Annotated in this window: 21 protein-coding genes; 12 read left to right on the forward strand and 9 right to left on the reverse strand. The window is 67.1% G+C overall.

The window, feature by feature from the left end; translation table 11 throughout:
• Positions 1 to 101: 101 nt before the first annotated feature.
• From RMCB_RS09145 to RMCB_RS09165, 5 genes are read left to right on the forward strand one after another with little or no spacing between them, the layout of a single operon-like run.
• Positions 102 to 782 carry an IclR family transcriptional regulator gene (locus RMCB_RS09145; RefSeq protein ID WP_029369437.1) on the forward strand — a complete coding sequence of 227 codons (681 nt, stop codon included), beginning with the start codon at positions 102 to 104 and terminating at the stop codon, positions 780 to 782.
• On the forward strand, positions 779 to 1,879 hold the full coding sequence (locus RMCB_RS09150) for an ATP-binding cassette domain-containing protein (protein WP_029369438.1): 1,101 nt from the start codon (positions 779 to 781) through the stop codon (positions 1,877 to 1,879). Before RMCB_RS09145 ends, RMCB_RS09150 begins: the two co-directional genes overlap by 4 nt.
• Entirely contained in the window at positions 1,876 to 2,520 is a 645-nt protein-coding gene (locus tag RMCB_RS09155; protein WP_029369439.1) for an ABC transporter permease, read from the forward strand. Before RMCB_RS09150 ends, RMCB_RS09155 begins: the two co-directional genes overlap by 4 nt.
• On the forward strand, positions 2,493 to 3,236 hold the full coding sequence (locus tag RMCB_RS09160) for an ABC transporter permease (RefSeq protein WP_109784212.1): 744 nt from the start codon (positions 2,493 to 2,495) through the stop codon (positions 3,234 to 3,236). The genes RMCB_RS09155 and RMCB_RS09160 overlap by 28 nt, the downstream gene beginning before the upstream one ends.
• Position 3,237: 1 nt before the next feature.
• Positions 3,238 to 4,161 (forward strand): ABC transporter substrate-binding protein, encoded by a 924-nt coding sequence (locus RMCB_RS09165; RefSeq protein WP_062828512.1) that lies wholly within the window; start codon positions 3,238 to 3,240, stop codon positions 4,159 to 4,161.
• Positions 4,162 to 4,207: 46 nt separating this feature from the next.
• Here the strand turns inward: RMCB_RS09165 and ipdE2 are convergent, their stop codons facing one another.
• The 4 genes from ipdE2 to fadD3 are packed head-to-tail and all read right to left on the reverse strand — an operon-like array spanning position 4,208 to position 8,758.
• Complete coding sequence (gene ipdE2, locus RMCB_RS09170) at positions 4,208 to 5,143, reverse strand: acyl-CoA dehydrogenase IpdE2 (protein WP_062828513.1); 936 nt, start codon at positions 5,141 to 5,143, stop codon at positions 4,208 to 4,210.
• A complete protein-coding gene (locus tag RMCB_RS09175) occupies positions 5,140 to 6,093 on the reverse strand; it encodes an acyl-CoA dehydrogenase family protein (RefSeq protein WP_062828514.1) in 954 nt (317 codons plus the stop codon). The genes ipdE2 and RMCB_RS09175 overlap by 4 nt, the downstream gene beginning before the upstream one ends.
• A complete protein-coding gene (locus RMCB_RS09180) occupies positions 6,090 to 7,220 on the reverse strand; it encodes an acyl-CoA dehydrogenase family protein (RefSeq protein ID WP_029369444.1) in 1,131 nt (376 codons plus the stop codon). Before RMCB_RS09180 ends, RMCB_RS09175 begins: the two co-directional genes overlap by 4 nt.
• Positions 7,211 to 8,758, reverse strand: a complete 1,548-nt coding sequence (fadD3, locus tag RMCB_RS09185; RefSeq protein ID WP_062828515.1) for a 3-((3aS,4S,7aS)-7a-methyl-1,5-dioxo-octahydro-1H-inden-4-yl)propanoate--CoA ligase FadD3 — start codon at positions 8,756 to 8,758, stop codon at positions 7,211 to 7,213. Before fadD3 ends, RMCB_RS09180 begins: the two co-directional genes overlap by 10 nt.
• 47 nt (positions 8,759 to 8,805) lie before the next feature.
• Between fadD3 and ipdE1 the strand changes: the two genes are divergently transcribed.
• Positions 8,806 to 9,954, forward strand: a complete 1,149-nt coding sequence (ipdE1, locus tag RMCB_RS09190) for an acyl-CoA dehydrogenase IpdE1 (RefSeq protein WP_062828516.1) — start codon at positions 8,806 to 8,808, stop codon at positions 9,952 to 9,954.
• A 30-nt stretch (positions 9,955 to 9,984) separates the two neighbouring features.
• The gene (ipdF, locus tag RMCB_RS09195) at positions 9,985 to 10,776 is read left to right on the forward strand and encodes a (5R,7aS)-5-hydroxy-7a-methyl-1-oxo-2,3,5,6,7,7a-hexahydro-1H-indene-carboxyl-CoA reductase (protein ID WP_062828517.1); all 792 of its coding nucleotides are present in this window, start codon (positions 9,985 to 9,987) and stop codon (positions 10,774 to 10,776) included.
• 33 nt (positions 10,777 to 10,809) lie between these two features.
• Here the strand turns inward: ipdF and RMCB_RS09200 are convergent, their stop codons facing one another.
• From RMCB_RS09200 to RMCB_RS09220, 5 genes are read right to left on the reverse strand one after another with little or no spacing between them, the layout of a single operon-like run.
• Positions 10,810 to 11,964, reverse strand: a complete 1,155-nt coding sequence (locus RMCB_RS09200) for a VWA domain-containing protein (protein ID WP_062828518.1) — start codon at positions 11,962 to 11,964, stop codon at positions 10,810 to 10,812.
• A complete protein-coding gene (locus RMCB_RS09205) occupies positions 11,957 to 14,164 on the reverse strand; it encodes a DUF5682 family protein (protein ID WP_234792052.1) in 2,208 nt (735 codons plus the stop codon). Before RMCB_RS09205 ends, RMCB_RS09200 begins: the two co-directional genes overlap by 8 nt.
• Entirely contained in the window at positions 14,161 to 15,249 is a 1,089-nt protein-coding gene (locus RMCB_RS09210) for an ATP-binding protein (protein ID WP_062828520.1), read from the reverse strand. Before RMCB_RS09210 ends, RMCB_RS09205 begins: the two co-directional genes overlap by 4 nt.
• On the reverse strand, positions 15,246 to 16,694 hold the full coding sequence (locus RMCB_RS09215) for a DUF5691 domain-containing protein (RefSeq protein WP_062828521.1): 1,449 nt from the start codon (positions 16,692 to 16,694) through the stop codon (positions 15,246 to 15,248). Before RMCB_RS09215 ends, RMCB_RS09210 begins: the two co-directional genes overlap by 4 nt.
• Positions 16,691 to 17,989 carry an SWIM zinc finger family protein gene (locus RMCB_RS09220; RefSeq protein WP_165606268.1) on the reverse strand — a complete coding sequence of 433 codons (1,299 nt, stop codon included), beginning with the start codon at positions 17,987 to 17,989 and terminating at the stop codon, positions 16,691 to 16,693. The genes RMCB_RS09215 and RMCB_RS09220 overlap by 4 nt, the downstream gene beginning before the upstream one ends.
• Positions 17,990 to 18,111: 122 nt before the next feature.
• Here RMCB_RS09220 and RMCB_RS09225 point away from each other — a divergent pair, with 122 nt between their 5' ends.
• The 5 genes from RMCB_RS09225 to RMCB_RS09245 all read left to right on the forward strand — a co-directional run bounded on the left by RMCB_RS09225 (position 18,112) and on the right by RMCB_RS09245 (position 22,836).
• Entirely contained in the window at positions 18,112 to 18,777 is a 666-nt protein-coding gene (locus RMCB_RS09225) for a response regulator transcription factor (protein WP_062828523.1), read from the forward strand.
• Positions 18,778 to 18,800: 23 nt separating this feature from the next.
• Positions 18,801 to 19,814 (forward strand): HAMP domain-containing sensor histidine kinase, encoded by a 1,014-nt coding sequence (locus tag RMCB_RS09230; protein ID WP_062828524.1) that lies wholly within the window; start codon positions 18,801 to 18,803, stop codon positions 19,812 to 19,814.
• Complete coding sequence (locus RMCB_RS09235; protein ID WP_062828525.1) at positions 19,811 to 21,340, forward strand: DUF4153 domain-containing protein; 1,530 nt, start codon at positions 19,811 to 19,813, stop codon at positions 21,338 to 21,340. The genes RMCB_RS09230 and RMCB_RS09235 overlap by 4 nt, the downstream gene beginning before the upstream one ends.
• 66 nt (positions 21,341 to 21,406) lie before the next feature.
• On the forward strand, positions 21,407 to 22,165 hold the full coding sequence (locus RMCB_RS09240) for a cysteine hydrolase family protein (protein WP_062828526.1): 759 nt from the start codon (positions 21,407 to 21,409) through the stop codon (positions 22,163 to 22,165).
• Positions 22,165 to 22,836: an AmiS/UreI family transporter gene (locus tag RMCB_RS09245; RefSeq protein WP_062828565.1), complete on the forward strand. Its 672-nt coding sequence runs from the start codon at positions 22,165 to 22,167 to the stop codon at positions 22,834 to 22,836. The genes RMCB_RS09240 and RMCB_RS09245 overlap by 1 nt, the downstream gene beginning before the upstream one ends.
• The last annotated feature ends 129 nt before the right edge of the window (positions 22,837 to 22,965 follow it).

A 22,965-nucleotide genomic window follows, 5' to 3' on the forward strand; every position in this document is an offset into this window, starting at 1 on the left:
GGCGCGTTACAGGACCTATCATCGCTCCAACCTAAAAATTCCGCTAGATGGCAATCGAATTCCAGCCACTAGAAATGGCGCGGCCAGAGAGGAGTGGCGAGTTGGCTGAAGCATCCACCCGGACCGTGGAGCGGGCACTCGCCCTGCTCGCCACGATCTGCGAGCGTGGCAGCGCGAACCTCGCTGACAGCGCCAGGGATTGCGATCTGGCGCCGAGCACAGCGCTGCGGCTGCTACGAACATTGGAGGCCACGGGTTTCGTCGCCAAGGACGAGGCGGGCATCTACCGCCCCGGCGGCCGGATGATCCAACTCGGTGCTGCCGCGCTCAGCAGCGAATCACTGGCCGACCTGGCCAAGCCGGTGATGGAGAAACTCGTCGCGCAGACCGGCGAGTCGGTCTATCTGTCGGTCGAATGGCACAGCGACGTCGCCATCTATATCGGCATCATGCAGGGCACTCACTCTGTGCGTCACACCAGTTGGGTGGGCCGGACCATTCCACTGGATATCTCGGCCGCGGGGCATGCGCTTCGCGGTGATGTCAACAGCGACGGGTATGTCGTTGTCGAACGCGGCGTCGAGCCCGACGTGACCGCGATCGCGTGCCCGGTGTATTCCGAAGCGCGCATCGTCGCAGCGCTGAGTTTCGTGATCCCGAGTTATCGGGTTACCGAATCCGAAGCGTCCCGGTGCGGCGAACTGCTGGTCTCGGCTGCGGCGGAGTTGTCCGCCCAGCTGAGTCGTTCCCCCAAGTCGGACTCCGAAGAAAGACAGTCATGATCACATTCGACAACGTCTCCAAGGTGTACCCGGACGGCACGGTCGCCGTGGACAGCCTGACGTTGACCGCACCCAACGGAAAGATCACCACTCTGGTCGGCCCATCCGGGTGCGGCAAGACGACCTCGATGCGGATGATCAACCGACTCATCGAACCCAGCTCGGGCACAATCGAACTCGACGGAGTCGACACCCAGTCGCTGGACCGGGTGTCCCTGCGACGACGCATCGGTTACGTCATCCAGAACGCGGGCCTGTTTCCGCATCGCACCGTCGTCGACAACGTGGCGGCACTGCCGCGGTTGCTCGGCGGCGGCAAGAAGGAAACCCGCTCCAAGGCAATGGAACTACTCGAACGCGTCGGCCTCGACGCCAAGTTCGCCCGCCGGTACCCCTGGCAGCTCTCGGGCGGTCAGCAACAGCGCGTCGGCGTTGCCCGCGCGCTGGCCACCGATCCGCCATTCCTGTTGATGGACGAGCCGTTCAGCGCGGTCGACCCGATCGTCCGCAGCCAGCTGCAGGACGGGTTCCTGCGACTGCAGGCCGACATCTCCAAGACCATCGTGATGGTCACCCACGACATCGACGAGGCCCTCAAGCTGGGCGATCAGGTGGTGGTGCTGCGCGAGGGCGGAACGCTGGCGCAGGCCGCGTCGCCCGCCGAGCTGTTGGCAGCTCCGAACGATGCGTTCGTCGCCGACTTCGTCGGCTCTGCCCGCGGCTACCAGGCGCTCGGTTTTCACACCGCCGACGATCGGCTGCGCCTCAACGACGAGCCGACAGTACGGGTCGGACAACCGGTTTCGGACATCCCGGTGGTCGAGGGCAAATGGATCCTGGCGGTCGACGACAACCACGTACCGGTCGGCTGGGTCGATACCGCGAACCTTTCCGGCGACACCGTCGTCGACCGCGACGTCAACCTGTGCGGTACCACCGCGCGACGCTCGGACCCGCTGCGCGAGTTGCTCAACTCCGCGCTGTCCAGTCCGAGCGGGCGCTGCGTGGTCACCGACGATGCCGGAAAGTTGCTCGGCACCGTCACCGATCACGACATCGTCGAGGCCATCCGCCGCGCGAAGGACTCCCGATCGTGAACTGGATCTCGTCGAACCTCGACCGCATCGTGAGTCTGACCATCAGCCACACGTGGCTGACGGTGATTCCCACGGTGCTGGGTCTGCTGCTCGCGCTGCCGCTGGGCTGGTGGGCGCACCGGTCGAAGCGGGGCTATGCGGCCATCGTCGGAGTGGCCGGCCTGCTCTACACGATCCCGTCGCTGGCCCTGTTCATCCTGCTGCCGGTTCTACTCGGGACGAAGATCCTGGATCCGATCAACATCATTGTGGCGCTTACCTGTTACACGCTGGCATTGCTGGTGCGGGTTGTCGCTGACGGGTTGAGCTCGGTGCCGCACGACACCGTTGCCGCCGCGGAGGCCATGGGCTACCGAGGCTGGCAGCGACTGCTGCTGGTGGAGCTGCCCGTCGCAGTACCCGTGATCGCCGCAGGCCTGCGAGTGGCAGTGGTGTCGAACGTCAGCATCGTGACAATGGCTGCGCTGCTCGGCATTCCGCAGCTGGGCTCGCTGTTCACCCAGGGCTTCCAGCTGCGGCTGTTCGTACCGCTCGTCACCGGCGTGGTGATGTGCGTCGTGCTGGCGGTGATCCTCGACGGTCTGATCATCGTGGCGAACAAACTACTCACCCCATGGCGGCAACGGACGGTGACCTCATGAACATCATCGGCTGGTTCACCGATCCCGCGCATTGGAGCGGTTCGGGCAGCATCCCCATGCAGGTCGGCTACCACCTGCTGTACTCGACGATCGCGCTGCTGGTCGCGCTGGCCATCGGCGTGCCGCTGGGAATCCTGATCGGCTACACCGGCCGTGGAGAGACCCTGGTCGCCGGGCTCGCAAATGCACTGCGTGCCCTGCCGAGCCTGGGCCTGCTGGTGCTGCTGTTCCTGCTCTTCGCGCCGGTCGTCGCAGGCAAGCTCGTCTACGTCCTGCCGACCATCGTGGTGCTCGTGCTGCTCGCGGTGCCGCCGATCCTCACCGGCACATACGCCGGGATCCAAAACGCCGATCCCGACGCGGTGGGCGCGGCCCGCGGCATCGGATTCACCAAACGGCAGATCCTGGTACACGTTCAGCTGCCGTGCGCGCTGCCGCTGCTGATCTCGGGCATCCGCAGCTCGACACTGCAGATCGTCTCGACCGCGACCATCGCCGCCTACCTGGGCCTGCAGGGTCTTGGCCGGTTCATCCTGGACGGCCGGGCGCAGGCGAACTACAGCGAAATGGCAGGCGGTGCAATCCTTGTCGCCCTCGTCGCCATCGCGTTGGAACTCGGCTTCGCCTGGCTGGGCCGAGTGGTGGTATCTCCCGGTCTGCGCCGGGTGGCCGCCAAAACCTCTCCGCTCGACACCGCCGTACCGATGGAGGTCTGAAATGATCAGACGAAAATTCCTGTCCGCCTTGGCCGCCGCCGCTGCTGCGACCCTGACTCTGTCGGCCTGCGGCCTCAACAGTGACCCGCTGTCCTCCGACAATGCCGGCGGCTCGGCAGGCTCCCAGGTGATCATCGGGTCGGCCGACTTCACCGAGAGCCAGCTGATCGCCAGCATCTATTCGCAGGCTTTGCAGGCCAAGGGAATCCCGGTCAAGGAGCAGTTCAACATCGGCAGCCGTGAGGTGTACATGGCGGCGTTGAAAGACGGCTCCATCGATCTGGTTCCCGAGTACTCCGGCGCCCTGCTCAGCTATCTCAACCCGGAATCGACCGCATCGACCACCGAAGCAGTCGTCACCGGCCTGGTCAGCAGGATGCCCGCCGGAATCACGTTGCTCGCGCCGTCACCCGCCCAGGACAAGGACGTCGTCGCCGTCACGCAGGCCACCGCCGACAAGTACAAGCTGCACAAGATCTCCGACCTCGCGCCGGTCGCAGGCGAAATGGTGCTCGGCGGGCCGCCGGAGTGGAAGACGCGGGTACAAGGTGTCGTCGGCCTACACGACGTGTACGGATTGAACTTCAAGGACTTCGTCAGCCTGGACGCCGGCGGCACGCTGACGATGACGGCGCTGACCAACGGCCAGATTCAGGCCGGCGACCTCTTCAGCACCGATCCCGGACTCAAGGCCAACAACCTTGTCGCCCTTGAGGATGACAAGAACCTATTCGCCGCCGAGAACGTCATCCCGCTGGTCAAATCGGCCAAACAGACCGAGGCTCTCACCAAGGCACTCAATGACGTGTCGGCGAAGCTGACCACCAATGACCTCATCGACATGAACGCCGAGGCCGCCAAGGGCACCAATCTCTCCGACATCGCCAAGAAGTGGCTGGCGGATTCGGGTTTGATCAGCCGCTAGAACACACCGGCGGCGAGCCGCCTAAAACACGCCGGCGGCGAGCCGCCTAAAACACTTCTGCTTCGAGCCGCCGCAGCTGCTCGCGCGGCGGCCCGAGCAGTTGTGCACTGCCGTGCGCGCGCTTGAAGTACAGCTGGATATCGCTCTCCCAGGTGATCGCGATGCCCCCGTGCAGTTGGATGGCTTCCGCGGTGACCGCGGACAGCGTCTCGCTCGCCATGAATCTGGCCAGTGCTGCGGAGGTCGGCGACGGATCGGCGATGGCATCGTTGACCACCGCGCGGGTCGCGGACACCTTGACGTACAGATCCGCCATCCGGTGCTTGAGCGCCTGGAAGCTGCCGATAGGCCGGCCGAACTGCACCCGGTCCTTCGTGTAGGCGACCGTGAGGTCCAGGCAGCGCGCCGCCGCGCCGACCTGTTCGGCGGCCATCAGCAGCGCCGCCGTGCCGGCAAGGCCCGGGTCCGCGCCGAGCACCGCTGTCTCGCCGGGCGTGACCGCGGCCAGGCGTCGGGTCAGATCCATGGTGGTCTTGGCCTGCGCGGTGAAAGTCGCCCAGCGGGTGAGGTTTTGCCCGTCGGCGGCGATCACCACATCGGCGACGTCGCCGTTGATGACGTACTCGGGATCGAACACCACCGTGCCGATGGACGTGCCCTCGACCAACGCCTCGAGCGGCTCGTGGTCACCGGCGGAGAGTAGGGCCAGCTCGACGAGCGTCGTACCCAGCAGGGGAGTGGGCACCAGGGCCTTGCCCAATTCTTCGAGAACCACTGCGGCATCGGCGAGTTCGCCGCCGGCGCCGCCGAGTTCCTCCGGCACTACCAGGGCCGCGGCGCCGACCTGCTCGCACAGCAGGCTCCACAGCTTCTCGTCGTAGCCGCGGTCCGATTCCATCGCCGCGCGGACGGCTTCCGGGGAGGCGTGCCTGTCCACCAGGGCTGCAACGGTTTCCCGCAACAGCTCGCGTTCCTCACTCACAAGACCTCCAGGAGCCGTCGACGGTGCAGCGTGGGATCGCCCCAGGCCGAGCGCAGGGCCTGAACCCGCAGCAACAGCAGGGACAGGTCGTGCTCCTGCGTGAAACCGATGGCGCCGTGGGTCTGCAGCGACGAGCGCGCGGCCAGCAGGGCCGCGTCGGCCGCGGCGACCTTGGCGGCACTGACGTCGCGTGCCGTGTCGGGCGATGCCTCCGCGAGCGACAACGCCGCCCCGTAGACCAGCGGACGCGCCAGCTCCACAGCGATGTGCACATCGGCCAGCTTGTGCTTGATGGCCTGGTACGAGCCGATCACCCGGCCGAACTGCGTGCGCTGCTTGGCGTACTCGACCGAATGATCGAGCATGGCCTGCCCGGCGCCGACGAGTTGTGCGGCAGTGGCCAGCACACCGAACTCGTAGGCCCGTGCGGTGTCAGCCGCCTGGGGAGCGCCGGTTACGTCGACATCGAACAGTTTGCGCACCGGATCGACGGAATCGTGCGAGGTCCCGGCGGTGGCGTCGGCCACATGGCCGTCGGCGGCCACCAGGACAAGTCCGGCGACATCGGCGTTGACGGCGCGCGGCACTTGCGGCGGCATGGCGACCGTGGCGATCAGCTCACCCGTCGCGAGCTGGCCCGACCGCTCGTGGTCGGCAAGCAGGATCGGCGCGACGGCAATCGATTCGGTGACCGGACCCGGCACCGCCCAGTAGCCCAAGCGCTCCAGCGCCACGATGAGATCCACCGGGTGGGCGTCGATACCGTCGAACTTCTCCGGCACCAGCAACGCCGTCACGCCGAGGTCGGCGAGTTGCGTCCACACCTTGCGGCCGGGCGCGGTATCGCCGGCAGCCCAGGCGCGCACGGCGGCGGGCACGTCGGCAGCTGCCAGCGCGGCGTCGATGCTCGACGCGAAATCGCGCTGCTGTTCGTCCAATTCGAAGTTCACTTCGGCTCCCGCGGTAGGCCGAGGAGTCGCTCGGCGATGATGTTGCGCTGAATCTCGTTGGTGCCGGCGTAGATCGGGCCACCCAGCGCGAACAGCAGGCCTTCGGTCCAGTGGTCGGTCAGTTCGGCGTCCGCGCCCTGCATATCCAGCGCGGTCTGGTGCAGTGCGACATCGAGATCCGACCAGAACACCTTGGTCACGGACGACTCGGCGCCCAGCTCACCGCCGCGCGCGAGCCTGGTGACCGTGCCGAAGGTGTGCAGCCGGTAGGCCTGGGCCTTGATCCACGCATCGGCCACCCGGTCGGTGAACACCGGATCCGGATTGGATTTCCACTGTTGGACAAGCCGTTCGGCCGGAGCGAGGAAGCGGGCGGGGCTGCGCAGCGACATGCCGCGCTCATTGCTCGACGTGCTCATCGCCGCGCGCCAGCCGTCGTGCACGCCACCGATGACGTCGTGATCGGGCACGAACACGTCGTCGAGGAAGATCTCGCCGAAACCGGTGTCCCCGCCGAGCTGGGCGATGGGCCGCACCGTGATCCCGGGAGCCTTGAGGTCGAACATGAAGTAGGTGAGGCCCTTGTGCCGCTGGGCCTCCGGGTCGGAGCGGAACAACCCGAACCCGCGCTCACCGAATGGGGCCCGCGAACTCCAGATCTTCTGCCCGTTGAGTTTCCAGCCGCCGTCGGTACGCGTCGCCGTCGAGCGCAGCGAGGCGAGGTCGCTGCCCGACTCGGGCTCGGACCACGCTTGAGCCCAGATTTCCTCGCCACTGGCCATTTTCGGCAGCACGCGGTCCAGCTGCTCCTCGGTACCGTGCGCGAACAGCGTCGGGGCCAGCATCGAGGTGCCGTTGGCGCTGGCCCGCCCCGGCGCACCGGCCCGGAAGTACTCCTCTTCGAACACCACCCACTGCAGCAACGTGGCGTCGCGCCCGCCGTAGCGCTTGGGCCATGCGATCACCGAAAGCCCGGCGTCGAAGAGCACCTTGTCCCAGCGGCGGTGCTGTTCGAAACCTTCGAGCGTGTCGTATGACTTCGTCGGGAACGAACTGCGGTTGGCCGTCAGGAATTCACGGACCTCGGCCCGAAAGGCCTCGGTCTCGTCGTCGAAATTCAGGTCCATTGCACCCCTTCTCGGGTCCCTCTGCTGCGCAGTACCGGTTTGATGACCTTGCCGCCCGGATTTCGCGGCAACACGTCGAGGAACTCCACCGACCGGGGCGCTTTGAAGTTCGCCAGATGCTCACGCGCGTAGGCGATCACAGCGGCCTCATCGAGTGAAGCGCCTGGTTTGAGCACCACATAGGCCTTGCCGACCTCGCCGAGGCGTTCGTCGGGCACACCGATCACTGCGGACTCGGCCACACCGTCCAACCTGGCGAGCACCTGTTCGATCTCGGCCGGGTACACATTGAAGCCACCGCTGATGTACATGTCCTTGAGCCGGTCGGTGATGGTCAGATTTCCTGCGGCATCGAGCTTTCCGACATCGCCGGTGTGCAGCCAGCCGTCCGCGTCGATGGCCGCCGCGGTGGCGTCCGGATCGTCGAGATATCCGAGCATGACGTTGGGGCCACGCAGCAGCACCTCGCCGGTGGGCTCGTCGATGCGTAGCTCGAAATCGGCGATCGGCCGACCGCAGGTGGTGGCCACGGTGACGGCGTCGTCGGTGGGACGGCACATGGTGCCGAATCCGGCGGCCTCGGTGAGACCGTATGCGGTGAGCACGATGTCGATGTCGAGCTCGTTCTGCATGCGCTCGATGAGCACGACGGGAACCGTGGCGGCACCGGTGACCGCGAACCGCAGCGAGCTCAGGTCGTAGTCGGCGCGCTTCGGATGGTCCAGAAGGGTTTGATAGATGGTCGGCGGCCCGGGCAATACTGTGATGCGCTGCTCGGCAACCATTTTCATGGCCTGCTCGGGGTTGAACGTCAACAGCGGAACGAGGGTGGCGCCGGTCTGCAGGCACGCCAGGATCCCGGCCTTGTAGCCGAAATTGTGGAAGAACGGGTTGATGCACAGGTAGCGGTCGGCGCTGGTGACCTCACCGCACGCCGCCCACGCCGCTGAGCCGCCCAGGGACTGCCGGTGCGCGCACCGCACGCCCTTGCTGCGACCCGTCGTTCCCGAGGTGAACAGAATGTCGGAGACGTCATCGGCTGACACCGCGGCAGCGCGGGCGTCGACCGCATCGAGGTCCGTACCTCTGGCCACGAACTCGTCCCAGGTTCCGTCGTCGGCCTCGATCGGGACCCGCACGATGTGGCGCAGCGCAGGCAGCGCATCGCGGTCCAGTTCCGATGCGCGGTCAGAGCCGAGGAACCGGCCCGCGGCGATCAGCAGCGGTGCCTCGGTGCGCGCCAGGATGTCCGTGGCCTCACCGGCGGTGTAGCGCGTGTTCAGCGGCACCATCACGCCGCCGGCGTAGTGCGTGGCCAGGCACGCGACCACCCAGTGCCAGGTGTTCGGTGACCAGATGGCGACGCGGTCGCCGGCTTGGACGCCGAGCGCGATCATCGCGGCGGCGGCCTGGCGAACCTCGGCGCGCAGTTCCCGGTACGTCAGCCTCTTATCGGGCGTGACCAGGGCCTCATGATCGGAAAACTGCACGGCAATCCGGTCCAGGACCCCCGGGACGGTCCTCGGGTCGGTGGTCATCGATGCTCCTCTAACAAAGCAAGTGCTTGGTAGGTTAGCCTACAGGGGTGATAGAGGTCCAGGAGTTCCGGGCCGAGGTCCGGCAGTGGCTCGCAGACAATCTCGTCGGTGAATATGCCGCGCTCAAGGGCCTGGGCGGACCGGGTCGTGAGCACGAGGCATTCGAAGAGCGACGGGCATGGAATCAACACCTCGCCGCGGCCGGGCTGACCTGCCTGGGCTGGCCCGTCGAGCACGGTGGACGCGGTCTGTCGGTCGCACACCGCGTCGCGTTCTACGAGGAGTACGCCCGCGCCAACGCGCCGGACAAGGTCAACCACCTGGGCGAGGAACTGCTCGGGCCGACGCTCATCGAGTACGGCACGCCCGAACAGCAGCAGCGGTTCCTGCCCAAGATCCTCGATGTCACCGAGCTGTGGAGCCAGGGTTACTCCGAGCCCAACGCGGGCAGCGACCTGGCCAATGTGGCGACGACGGCCGAGCTGGTCGGCGACGAATGGGTCATCAACGGACAGAAGGTATGGACGTCGCTGGCCCACTGGGCGCAGTGGTGCTTCGTCGTCGCCCGCACCGAGAAGGGCTCGAAGCGGCACGCCGGCCTGTCCTATCTGCTGGTGCCGCTGGACCAGCCGGGCGTCGAGATCCGGCCGATCATCCAGCTCACCGGCGACTCCGAATTCAACGAGGTGTTCTTCGACGATGCCCGCACCGATGCCTCATTGGTGGTCGGGGCACCCGGCGACGGCTGGCGCGTGGCGATGGGCACGCTCACCTTCGAGCGTGGGGTGTCCACGCTGGGGCAGCAGATCCGCTATGCCCGTGAGCATTCCAACCTGGTCGAGCTGGCCAAGCGGACCGGGGCGGCCGATGACCCGCTGATCCGGGAACGACTGACGCGGTCCTGGACCGGGTTGCAGGCCATGCGGTCTTATGCGTTGGCGACCATGGACGCGGAACAACCCGGCCAAGACAACGTGTCGAAGCTGTTGTGGGCCAACTGGCATCGCGAGCTCGGCGAGATCGCCATGGACGTGCAGGGCATGGCGGGGCTGGCCCTGGGTGGCGGTGAGTTCGACGAATGGCAACGGCTCTACCTGTTTTCGCGCTCGGACACCATCTACGGCGGGTCCAACGAAATTCAGCGCAACATCATCGCCGAGCGGGTGCTCGGCCTACCCCGAGAGGCAAAGGGCTGAGCGCTTGCGCGAAGCCCAGAAGGAAGAAGCATGAGTAATCTCTCAGTAGCTCCCAAAGAGATTGAGGGCCACGGCCTACTGACCGGCAAGGTCGTCCTGGTGACGGCCGCCGCCGGCACCGGCATCGGCTCGGCCACCGCCCGGCGGGCGTTGCTCGAGGGCGCCGACGTCGTGGTGTCCGACTACCACGAGCGGCGCCTGAAGGAGACCCGCGAGCAGCTGGCGTCGTTGGGGTTGGGCCGGGTTGAGGATGTGGTCTGCGATGTCACGTCCACCGAAGCGGTCGACGCTCTGATTGCCTCGACGGTCGAGAAGATGGGCCGCTTGGATGTTTTGGTCAACAACGCCGGCCTCGGCGGTGAGACTCCGCTGGTCGACATGACCGACGACGAATGGGACCGCGTCCTGAACGTCACGCTCAATTCGGTGATGCGGGCTACTCGCGCGGCCCTGCGGTACTTCCGCGAGGTGGAACACGGCGGCATCATCGTCAACAACGCCAGTGTGCTCGGTTGGCGCGCGCAGCACTCACAGTCGCATTACGCCGCGGCCAAAGCCGGCGTGATGGCGCTGACCCGCTGCAGTGCGATCGAAGCCGTCGAATACGGCGTGCGGATCAACGCCGTCTCGCCGAGCATCGCCCGGCACAAGTTCCTGGAGAAGTCGGCGTCCGCGGACCTGTTGGATCGGCTGTCGTCCGACGAGGCGTTCGGCCGGGCCGCCGAGCCGTGGGAAATCGCGTCGACCATCGCCTTCCTGGCCAGTGACTACTCCAGTTACCTGACTGGCGAGATCATTTCGGTGTCGAGCCAGCGAGCCTGAGGTACGTACGCACGCGACCTGAACCGCATGTGACTAGGCCTGCTCCATCCCACGCTGTGCGAGCCCGGTCCGGTCCGCCCAGCCGCGAATGTCGCCCTTGGTGATGGCCAGCGCCAGCAGCTCGGGAAAAGCATCGGGCGTGCAGGCGAATGCGGGGATCTCCATGGCGGCCAGGTCGGCGGCGATCTCGCGGTCGAATGATGGTGCGCCCGAATCGGAGAGGGCAAGTAGCACCACGACCTGGACACCCGCGTCGACGAGTTGTTTGACCCGGGCCAGCATCTCGTCGCGCACACCGCCCTCGTAGAGGTCGGAGATCAACACGAAGATGCTGTCGGCCGGGCGGGTGATCAATGTCTGGCAGTAGGCGATGGCCCGGTTGATGTCGGTGCCGCCACCGAGCTGAGTGCCGAACAGCACGTCGACGGGATCGTCGAGCAGATCGGTGAGGTCGACGACTTCGGTGTCGAACACCACGAGCGACGTGCGCAGTGAGCGCATCGACGCGATGACCGCACCGAAAACCGCTGAGTACACGATGGATTCGGCCATCGATCCGGACTGGTCGATGGCCAGCACGATGTCCTTGGTGACCGAGCGGCCTGCCCGGCGGAACCCGACGAGCCGCTCGGGGATGATCGTGTTCAGGTCGGGCTGGAAGGTTTTCAGGTTCCGCGCAATGGTGCGATTCCAGTCGATGTCGGAGGCCAACGGCCGGTTGGTGCGCGCAGTGCGAGACAGCGCACCGCGCAAGGTGGCGCGCGTGCCGTCGGCGATGCGGCGTTCGATGTCCGCGACGACCTTGCGGACCAGGGCCCGTGCGGAGGCTTTCGACTCGTCGGGGATGGCCTCGCCGAGGGTGATGAGCGTGGTGGCCAACGACAGGTCCGGTACGACGCTGTCCATCATCTCCGGTTCGAGCAGCAGCATGCGCAGGTTGAGCCGCTCGATGGCGTCCTGCTGCATCACTTGAACCACGGTGCTGGGAAAGTACTTTCGGATATCGCCCAGCCACCGCGCCACGCGGGGTGCCGAGCCACCGAGCCCGCCCTTGCGGTCGTACAACGCAGACAGTGCCTTGTCCATCTCTACGTCACCGCCCTGCAGGCTCGGCAACGACTCCGCGTCAGACCCCAGCACCAGCCGCCACCGGCGGTCGCGTTCGTTGGGGACAGTTTCGTCAGCCATGGGCGATACCTCGTGCGAAGATGGCCGCCGCCGCGATCACCGCGGGGCGGGCGCGGGCGGCGTCGATGTCGAATTCGGAGTGGACGCCGGCACCTGCTGTGGCAACCGCATGGCCGATGTTGCGCTTGATGCCGGCGTCGAACGTGCTGAAGGTACGACGAACCAGAGGCAGGACGTCGGTGAATTCGGTTGCCGTCAGACCGATCAGCCATTCATCGATCACCGACAGCAGCTCGGTGTCGTGCACCAGCAGCAGGCCGCTGCCGGACAGGAAACCCTCGATCCAGGCGGACTTCTCGTCGGCCGGTGCGCCGACGCTCAGGGCGCGGCGCATGCGTCGCGCCGCCTCCGTGGTGGTGAACACCGCTCCGTCGACGCCGATGCGGACGAACCGGCCTACCAGGCTGCCGTGCAGATCGTCGCGGTCGGCCAGGCGTGCGATGGTGGCGAGCCATTCACCGCGAACGTCGGCGTCCAGCAGATCGACCGTGTCCGTGACGGCATTGACGTGTGCGAGCATCTCGGCCGCAGCGTCGGCCCCGAGGCCGGTCAGCGTCGCGGGCAGTCCGACGTTCACCCGGCGCAGCAGCGACGTGGTGACCATGCCGAGTGCGCCCGCGTCGGTGCGGCGCACATCGCCGTAGCGCAGTGACCGGGCCAGCGCAGGCAGGGCCGCCATGAGTTCGGTCAGGTCACGATCGACCGCGGCCTTGTTCTCCAAGATGGTCAGCAGCGGCGAGACCGCCTCGTCGACCCCGCCGAGTAGCGCGCCCTCGATGGCCGCGGTGACCTCACTCAGATGCGTGGCGTTCTCGGCGGTATCGGCCAGTTTGGCCTTGCAGGCGCGGTACACCGTGTTGCCCCACACCGATGACACCACGACCTTGACAGCGAACTCCGGCAGCCACTGCAGCGTCCAGGCTTCCTTGAATGTCCCCTGCCCACTGGCCATCTCGGGCTCGCCCCACGGAATGTCCAGGACGGCGAGCCGATGCAGCAGATGGGATTTGGCGAGGTCGTTCGGCTTGCGCAGATCGAGGGTGACCTGTTTGGCGGTCGGGTCGGGCTTGAGCCGCAAGGACTTCTGCTGCTTGGTGATGTCTGCGAGCAGCGGCACCATCGGCAGATGTTCGGGGATGCTGCCCAGCCGTTCGCCGATGACCAATTCCCGCACGATCAGGCCGAACCGGGCATCGGAGCCCTCGCACAGCACGGCCTCGGTGGCTTCGTTGACCTCGCTCAAACCGGGGTGGGCCCGGCCGCGCATCGCCGCCAGCGCGTTGGCAAGCCGAACGCCTTCGATGACGTGCGCCGACGAGACGAAGATGTCGTGTGCACGTAAAGCCCTGGCCGCTAACGTGAGCCAGGTTTCCACCGGGCGGTCCCGTTCGAGGAACGCGTGCTGATACCAGCCCGGCGAGCGGATGCCTGCACCGTAACCCGACGCCGCGGAGAGCCGCGAATGCGTCCACGGTACCCACACCGTCGCGCACTTGACTTTCGGCAGCCCGCGTAGCAACGCGGCGTCAGAGCCGGCCGCAGGAAGCTTTCCAGGGCGCACGCGAGGAGCACCAGATAGCTGGAGCGCCGGCGCGTGCCAGGCTCCGCACACCACGACGACGGTTGCGAATTCCCTGGCGGCCTTGCGAATCACCTGACGCATGTGCGCTTCGCGCTGCAGCTCGATCGGATCGTCGTCCCCCGGCTCGAGTTCACGCACGGTCCGCATGGCATCGGTGATGGCGTCGAATCCGGTTCCGTCGGTGCGAGATTCGACAACATCGTCCCACCAGCGTTCGGGATCGTCATACCCGGCGGCATCGGCGAGCGCCGCGATCGGGTCGACCCGGACCCGCGAAACATCCTCGTGCCGCTGGTCACGCTGTGCGAGCACGGTGGCGGCGGGAAGATCGCAGAACCGCACCGGCACGTGGTTGCGGGCGGCCCACAGCAGCGCTTCCCATTCGGGGGAGAAGCCGCCGAACGGCCAGAACGCCGACACCGCAGGATCGTCGACGGCATACGCCATGATCGCCACCGGCGGCACCATGTCGACGTGGTCGACGTCGGTGGTGAGCGGGTTCGCGTCGGCTGGGCCCTCGATGACCACGACGTCGGGCCGGATCCGGTCCAACTCGGACATCACGGCACGAGCAGACCCGGGTCCGTGGTGCCGAATGCCCAGAACGTGGGTGGTCACGAGTTCAGCACGTCCCGCGATGCCCGGTAGAAGTCAGCCCAGCCGTCGCGTTCCCGCACCACGGCCTCGAGGTACTCCAGCCACACCACCGCGTCGTTGACCGGATCCTTCACCACCGCGCCGACTATGCCCGCCGCGGTGTCGGCGGGGCGCAGCACACCGTCGCCGAAATGCGCCGACATCGCGATGCCCTGCGTCACAACGGAGATCGCCTCCGCGGTGGAGAGCGTGCCCGACGGTTGCTTGAGTTTGTTGCGGCCGTCTGCGGTCAGCCCTGAGCGCAGCTCGCGGAAAACCGTGACCACGCGCCGGATTTCGTCGGCCGACGTCGGCACGTCGGGGAGTTGCAGCGATCCGCTGATGTCGGCTACCCGGCGCGTCACGATCTCCACCTCGTCGTCGAGGCTCGCGGGCAGCGGAAGCACCACGGTGTTGAACCGGCGTCGCAGTGCCGACGACAGGTCGTTGACGCCGCGGTCGCGATCGTTGGCCGTCGCGATCACGTTGAAGCCCTGCTTCGCCTGTACTTCGGTGCCGAGTTCCGGTATGGGCAGGGTCTTTTCGGACAGTACCGTGATGAGGGCGTCCTGCACCTCCGACGGGATGCGGGTGAGTTCTTCGAGGCGGGCGATCTTGCCGTCGCGCATCGCGGTCATGATCGGGGACGGGACCAGCGCCTGTTCCGACGGACCCTCCGCGATCAACCGGGCATAGTTCCAGCCGTACCGCACCGCTTCCTCGACGGTGCCCGCGGTGCCCTGCACCAGCAGGGTCGAATCCCCGGTGACCGCCGCCGCCAGATGCTCCGACACCCACGTCTTGGCGGTACCGGGAACCCCGAGCAGCAGCAACGCACGGTCGGTGGCGAGCGTCGCGACGGCCACCTCCATGAGGCGCCGCGGGCCGATGTACTTCGGGGTGATCTCCACGCCCGCAACGGTTTCCCCGCCGAGCAGATACCGCACGACGGCATGCGGCGACATCGACCAGTTCGGCGGGACCGGCAAGGCATCGGCGGCGCGCAGCGCGGCGAGTTCTGCGGCGAACAACTGCTCGGCGTGCGGGCGCAACAGCGTGGGGTTCATGGCAGTTCCTTTGCAATGTCGGATCGCAGGGTGAGCAGTTCGAACACGGTGGCATACAACTTGTGCAGTTCTTCGTCGGTCGTGCGGTCGACCAGTCCGGCGAAGCGCGGCAGCCAGTCCAGCGGGTATCCGGCGGCCAGGTGCGCGGCCGCTTCTCGACGCTGTCGCGCGGTGCCCCAGCCGGCCCCGGCCAAGGACCCGAAGAGCGCGTCGGCCACGTCACGAGCGAACGGCCGCGGCAGCGCCGCCGCGAGACGGACCAGAGGCGCCGACTCCGCCGTGTTGGTGAGCGCGCGGATCATCTCCGCCGAGATCGCCGGATGCGCGGTGGCGGGATCGTAGAAGGTGCCGTAATCGCTTGGCAGACAATGCTGCAACAGCGGAACCGCCCATTTTGGGTCATTGCCGCGCAGCGCACTGAGCGTCAGTGCGGCAAGCGCGGTGTCTGGCAGCGCGCGTGCCACCTTCTCCGGTGGCACCGCGGCGAAGACCTCGGCCCAGAAGGCGATGGGGGTGCGCGCGATGACGACTTCCGGTTTGGTGGTGCTCAGCCCGTCGCGTATCGCGGCGGCGTCGGGCCCGGGCAGGGGATGGACGGTGACCTTCACCCCCAGCATCGACTTCTTGACCGAGAAGATCTGGGCGGCACGCTCTTTCATACGGTCGAAGTAGCGGCTGCGGGATCTGCGGTCGAGAACTGCCACAGCGGCACTGCGTACGGTCACGGCACGGTCGTCGAGCGCGGCTTCCAGGAACGGCTCGTCGGCGTCGTGCTCGGGAAACGCGAACGCCGCCAGCAGCGATGTCCGCGACTCGGCGTCCTCGGAAGCCCAATGCGACACCACGACTTCGCGAGCCCGGTCCGGGTCGAACGCGCGGGCTGCGGCGAGCCATTCCAGTCGCTTGGCGGCGTCGCCGTGGGTGTAGTCGGTTTCCTTGGGCCACTCCGTGGGTGCGGTCCTCAGCACGTTGCGCAGTGCCCGGTGGTTACGGCCGTAGTGCTCGACGGCATACCACTGCCCTGCAGTGCCGATCGCGTCCCACAGTGATTGCGTCACAGTCCCGCTCTGCTGAAGCCGCAGCAGTTCGGGGATCAGCCGGGGCGGCAGCCGCAGACCGGTCGCCGCGATATCGCCGAGTGCGCTGTCGAGGATGGGCCTGATGGTCAGTGCCCGCTCGATGAGAAACGCGTGCGCACCGGTGATCAGCGGCCGGGTTTCAGCAGGTGCGGGCGCCGTCGCGGGCTCGACCGACGTCGGCAATTGTCCTGCCCGCCGGGCGACGGCATACAGGCCCGCCACCCGCAGCACCGACCCGACGGAGTCGTCGGCGTCGCACACCGCGGCGACGCTGCCGTCGACGGGCGCGTCGAATCTGTCTGCCGGAAAAGGCTTCGCGCCGAATCCCACCGTCGCGGCGGAGATCATCCGCTGGTATTCGCTCATAGCGCGGTCACCGCCGGTCCGGTCAGGCGCGATGGTGGCGCATCGCTGAGCATCGACAGCGGATCGATCCCGTCCGTGGTGATCTCGACCAGGATCGGGTGCAGCCGGCCGCCGCTTGCGGCCTGCAACCGTGCCCAGCGATCGTCATCGCAGATCGCCGGTAGCGCATTGCCGTCGGCGTCGACGAGATGGCGGCGTCTGGGCTTGCTGTGCTGCACGGGCCGGGCGGTGACGATCGCGGGGTAGCGCAGCAGCCACGGGTCGATGGCCAGGGCGCGAGCCCGCCCGGCCAGGGCCGTGTGGATGCCCGTGCCTGTCACGGCGAGTTGCCCGATGGGCGTCGTCGGCACGTCACCGTCGGGGATCGCGACCCGGAAGCTCGACGCCCCACCGGGATACAGGTAGACGCCGCCGGTGAATTCGCGTCCCGGTGTGAGCCGGTTGTCGAAACTGGCGCCGCTCGGCGCGGTCGACTGCACGTTGACCAGCAGCCCGGTAGTGTTGCCGCTCAACCACATTCGCCGGGTGGTGTAGCGATCTTCCAAAGTCTCCGCGTATCCGAGGACCTGCCAGGTGTCGGTCACCGGATCCGTCGCCAGCACCTCGGCCCGCGCCACCGTGAAGCCGATGTGGCGGCGCACCGCCGCTGCGGTCTCGTCGGACAACGTGTCGATGGTGCGGTAGGCGTCGATGAGCAGCTGCATCAACCCGAGATCCTCGATGATCATCCGCGGCCACTCGTCGTGGGTGAGATAGCCCGGCAGGTTGCGCAACCAGCCCGCCAGGCCGGGTGCCTTGGCGTCGACCATGCGTTTGGCGATCGGCTCGCACCACCCGGCGTACGGATCGGTGCTGATTCCGGCGATACCGTTGCGGATCTGATCATGGATCCACCGGTCCAGCTGCTCCAAGCCCTCGGCGACGGTGCGTTGCCGCGCCGCGATGGCTTTCTCGCTGATCTCCCGTGGCGCCTTCGGCGCTGCGGGCGCCGTCAATGTGCTCGCCGGGGCTTCGGATGCATCGACGCTGCCGCCGCACCAGCGCAGCACCAGACCGACCACATGTTTGCAGGGGAACTGTCGCGACGGGCACGAGCACTTGTACGTCGGGCCCACCAAGTTGACCTGCACGCGGTACGGCGTGCGCCCGCTGCCCTGGAAGTCTCCCCACAACAAGGTCTGGGTGGCGCCCGTGTTGGACCAGCCGGCAGCGCCTGCCAGTTTCTGGCCCGCGGCATAGGCCTTCCCGGCAAACTGACGCACCTCGTCGGTGGACCATGCCGTGTTCTGGTCCACCCCGATGTCCCTCCTGACACGTCCTGACCCACCCAGCGTAGCCAGAACAGCCGACATGGTCTCCACAGGATCTTCACAATCGCTGCCCTTGACCACCACAACCTGCACCTAGAGTCGGATCGGTGAAGCGAATACTGGTGGTCGACGACGAGCCGACCATCTTGTCCGCGGTGGCCACCAGGCTGCGCGCCGAGGCGTTCGAGGTCGAGACCGCCGTCGACGGACCGTCGGCGGTAGCAACCGCGTCGGCGATCCAACCGGATCTGGTGGTGCTCGACGTCATGCTGCCCGGCTTCGACGGCCTGGAGGTGTGCCGGCGGATCCAGGCCGACCGCGCCGTGCCGGTGCTGATGCTGACGGCCCGCACCGATGAGACCGACATGCTGATCGGTCTGGGCATCGGTGCCGACGACTATCTGACCAAGCCGTTCAGCATGCGTGAGCTCGTGGCCCGAGTGCGGGTACTGCTGCGCCGGGTCGATCGGGCCAGTGGGGACCAGCCGTTGTCGGTGGGGGAGTACCGCATCGATCTGGCTGAGCGCCGGGTGCATCAGGGAGAGCGGGAGATCCACCTGACGCGAACGGAATTCGATCTGCTGGCCTTCCTCGCCGGCCGGCCGCGGGCCGCGGTGACACGCGAGACGCTGCTGGAACATGTCTGGGGGTGGACCTCTGATGTCGAGAGCCGAACTGTGGACAGCCATGTCAAGGCACTGCGGCGGAAGCTGGGCTCCGAGCTGATCCGGACCGTGCATGGGGTGGGGTACGCCCTGGAGATTCCGCGATGAGCCGGGGGCACGTCGCCAGCCGGATGACCGCACTGTGGGACCGGCTACCGCGGCCACTGGATCCGTTCGCCTCCTTCAAGGTCAAGACCGGTCTGCTCGTCGGCGGAGCGATCCTGTTGGCCTCGTTCACATTCTGGATCGGCGCGAGCTGGCAGTTCCGCTATGCGCTGCTGGCCGCGCTTGCCGCGTCGCTGGCATTGACGCAGTTTTTGGCCCACGGCATGACCTCGCCGCTGCGACAGATGACCGCGGCGGCGCTGGCCATGGCCCGCGGTGACTACAGCATCCGGGTGCGGGCCACGTCCCGCGATGAAATCGGCCAGTTGGCGACGGCGTTCAATCAGATGGCAGCCGATCTTGAGGCTGCCGACGAGTATCGGCGCGGGCTGATCGGCAACGTGTCCCACGAATTGCGCACGCCCATCACCGCATTACGGGCAGTGTTGGAGAACGTCGTGGACGGGGTGGTCGAACCCGATGCCGAGACCATGCGGATGGCGCTGTCGCAAACCGAGCGCCTCGGCGAATTGGTGACCGATCTGCTCGATCTCTCCCGCATCGAGGGTGGGGCAATACCGTTGCAGGTCAGCCGATTCGACGTCGACGAGTTTCTGCACGATGCGGTCGAACACGTGTCGGTGTCCGCGAGCACAGTGCCCGTGGACATCCGGGTGTCGCCGCCTGACCTCAAGGCCGTGGCCGACCCGGCGCGCCTTCGACAGGTCGTGGTCAACCTGGTGGACAACGCGATTCGGCACAGTCCGACGGGTGGCAGCGTCACGGTGCGGGCGAGCCGAGGGCCGGCCGGCCTGCGGCTGGAGGTGGCCGACCAGGGCCCGGGCATCGCACCCGCCGAGCGGGAGCGGGTCTTCGAACGGTTCACCCGCGGCGCCACCACGGATGGAGGTACAGGACTGGGGCTGGCGATCGCGCGGTGGGCAGTCGAATTGCACGGCGGGGAGATCGAAGTGACGGACACCGCAGCGGGTTGCCGCATCAGGGTGAGCATTCCGGAATCGAGGGAGGAATCGGTATGACGACGTTGACGGCAGGAGCCCCGGGACAACCGATCATGCCACCGCTGATCGGTCCGGCGCTGCCGCGCTCCGGGGAGCCCGGATGGACGGTGTGGTCACGGCGGGTGTGGCCGATCGATCCGCTGGCGTCGATCCCGCCTCGGCTGCTCATGCTCGCGGTGGTCGCGGGCCTGCTGGGAACCGCGGTGTGGCGGCCCTCGGTGCTCAGCATCGGCTACCAGGCCGTGGGCGTCATGGTGTTCGGCGTGGTGTACGGCACCGCCGAGCGTCGGCCCACCCGCACTGAGTGGGGCGGCATCGTGCTGACCCTGGCGTTGCTCGCGGTGCCCGCGCTGCTGGCCGCGGGCTGGCTGGGCGTGCTGTGCATCATGGCGGCCTGGATCGTCGGCTGGTGCACGCTGTTCGGCGGGCAGACCTGGACCTCGGTGTTCACCGGGCCATTTCTGCCGTGGGCGTTGCCTGCGCGGGTGAGAGGCTGGGTGCGACGCGGACTGCCGAGCCGCGTGGGTGTCACCAAGCCGGGGCGCGTCGCTGTTGTCATCGGTCTCACCGTGCTGTTGGCCGTGGTGTTCGGCGCGTTGTTCGCCTCGGCCGACGCAGCTTTCGCGCACATGGCCGGCAGTCTCCTGCCGTCGTTCGACGGTGTCGATATCGCCGCCCGTGTGGTGGTGTTCGGTGTCGTCACGGCTTTCGTCCTCGGCGGCGCCTACCTGACGCGGTTCCCGCCCCGGCTCGACGCCCTGGCGCCTGCGCCGATGCGGCCGGTGCCGCGCTGGGAGTGGGCACTGCCGCTGGGCGTGCTCGACGCGCTGTTCATCGCATTCGTGGTGGTGCAGGCTGCGGTGTTGTTCGGCGGCCACACGCATGTGCTGGAAACCGAAGGGCTGACCTACGCCGAATATGCCCGGCAGGGATTCTGGCAGCTGCTCTGGGTCTCGGCGCTGACCCTGCTGGTGCTCAGTGTGGTGATCCGGGTGGCCGGGCGGGTCGGTGCCGGTGACCGTCTGGTGCTCCGGGTTCTGGTTGGAATCCTCTGTGCCACATCGGTTGTCGTGGTCGTCTCGGCCATCCACCGCATGTGGCTCTACCAGCAGGCCTACGGTTTCAGTACCGACCGGCTCATGGTCGTCACCATCGAACTGTGGCTGGGTGTGGTCTTCCTGCTCGTCGCCGCGGCCGGCCTGCGGATGTCGGGGAGCTGGCTGCCGCGCGCGGTCTTGGTGGCCGGCGTGCTGGCGCTGCTCGGCTTGGCGGCGCTCAATCCCGAGCGGCTCGTCGCCGACCGCAACATCGACCGCTTCGAGCAGACCGGTCAGCTCGACGCCGAGTACCTGTCCCGGCTCACGACGGACATCGACCCGGCACTGCACCGGTTACCGGCGCACATCCGGGCCTGCGTGCAGTCCGACGGGCCGCATTCGGACCCGTGGTATTTGTTCAACCTGTCGCGGTCGCTCGCGGACGGTCCGGTGGTGACCGATCTGCCGGACTACTGCTCGCCGTACTGGTCGTACGACTACCGGTAGACCCATCCAGAATCGTGTCGATTCAAAGACTGTGAACGTGGCCGCGGGCGGTCGAGGGTATGGGGTGTGACCGCACTCGCCGTCAACGGCTCACCTCAGATCACTCCGCTCGAACCGGTTGCACTGGACCCCGAGGCACTGGGCTACCCGGCCGACAACCGAGCCGCCATCCCGCCGCTGGCAAAGCAGTGGGAGCGGCTCGACTTCCGCGAGATCCTTTCCCGGCCAGCGGCATTCCTGTCGATCAGCCAATCCAACTCGCTGTACAAACCGGGCGGGGTGCAGTACGCCGAAGGGCACGCGTTCCGCGGCAGCCTGGAGGCGACCGTCAAGGTGGCCAAGGCGGCGCGGTCGGCGCCGAACTTCGTGTCGTTCAACTGGATCGGGTTCTCGGTGTTTCGCGGCGACTACCCGCAGACGGACTTCGACAAGGCGCAGTACGACGGGTGGACCGGGCACATCGACGCCACCGCCGAGCAGATCGCCTGGGACAACGAACTTGTCGGCGAACTGCGCGAGCTGGTCGAACCCGGTGACAACGAACTCTACGAGAAGGCGCTGCAGACGGCATTCGTCGGCACCGATCTGCCGCTGGCACTCAGCAGGCAGCGAGTGGAGGTTTTGGTACTCACCGGGATACACCTCGACTGGTGCGTCGAAGGCAATGCCCGGGCGGCCCGCGATCACGGCCTGCTACCGATCGTCATCGGTGATGCGACGGGGGCGGTCCACCCGGATCAGGAGCGGGCGGCGTTCGAGCGGATCAACAACTTCTTCGCGCCCGTCATCACCTCTGAGCAGTTCGTGGAATGGGTGGCGCGCTGATGGGAAACGTCGGGCTGTTACTCGTCGGCGTGGCGCTGTTCGTCAACGGGCTGGTGTCGGTCGGCGTCGTCGATGCCCGCGGGGCCGCGCCGCTGAACCTGTTCGTCGGGGCGGCCCAGGTGGTGCTGCCGACGCTCGTGCTCTTCCAGTCCGAAGGCGATCCGGGCATCGTGAACGCGACCTGGCCGAGCTATCTGTTCGGGTTCACCTACCTGTGGTTCGGGTTCATCCAGATCTTCGACATCGACCCGCGCGGGTTCGGTTGGTACAGCTCATTCGTCGCGGCCGTCGCGGTGTACTACGCGGTCAAGAGTGTCGGCGCCGATCCGGTGTTCGCGGTGATCTGGGCGACGTGGGCCGTGATGTGGTCGCTGTTCTTCGTGCTGCTGGGTTTGGGTGTGACCAGGGCGGGCCGCGTCGACCTGGGGCACTTCACCGGCTGGTTCCTGGTGCTGCTCGGCGTCCCGACCTGCACCGTGCCGGCGATCCTGCTGCTCAATGGACTGTGGCCGACCTCCGTCGTGGCAGGGCTCGCCGCTCTTGCGGTGCTGCTGGGCGGGTTGGCGCTGTCCGTGGTGCTGGCACGCCGCACCGCACCACGTGTTGAGGATGCGCTGCCCGCTGCACCCGCCGAGCAGCGCGTGAGCGAGGGCGTGCCACAGCCAGTCTGACCCTCAGCATCGCGAGAGTGCGTGTCTGTTGCCCGCCACGCCGTGTTTGACGTGACATAACTGGCCACTCGCGGGGTCTGGGGCTTGAGGAAATGCGGGAGATCGCACTCCGACGCGACCTAGCAAGCG

This window comes from Mycolicibacterium brisbanense, from assembly GCF_001570425.1.
GTDB lineage: Bacteria > Actinomycetota > Actinomycetes > Mycobacteriales > Mycobacteriaceae > Mycobacterium > Mycobacterium brisbanense.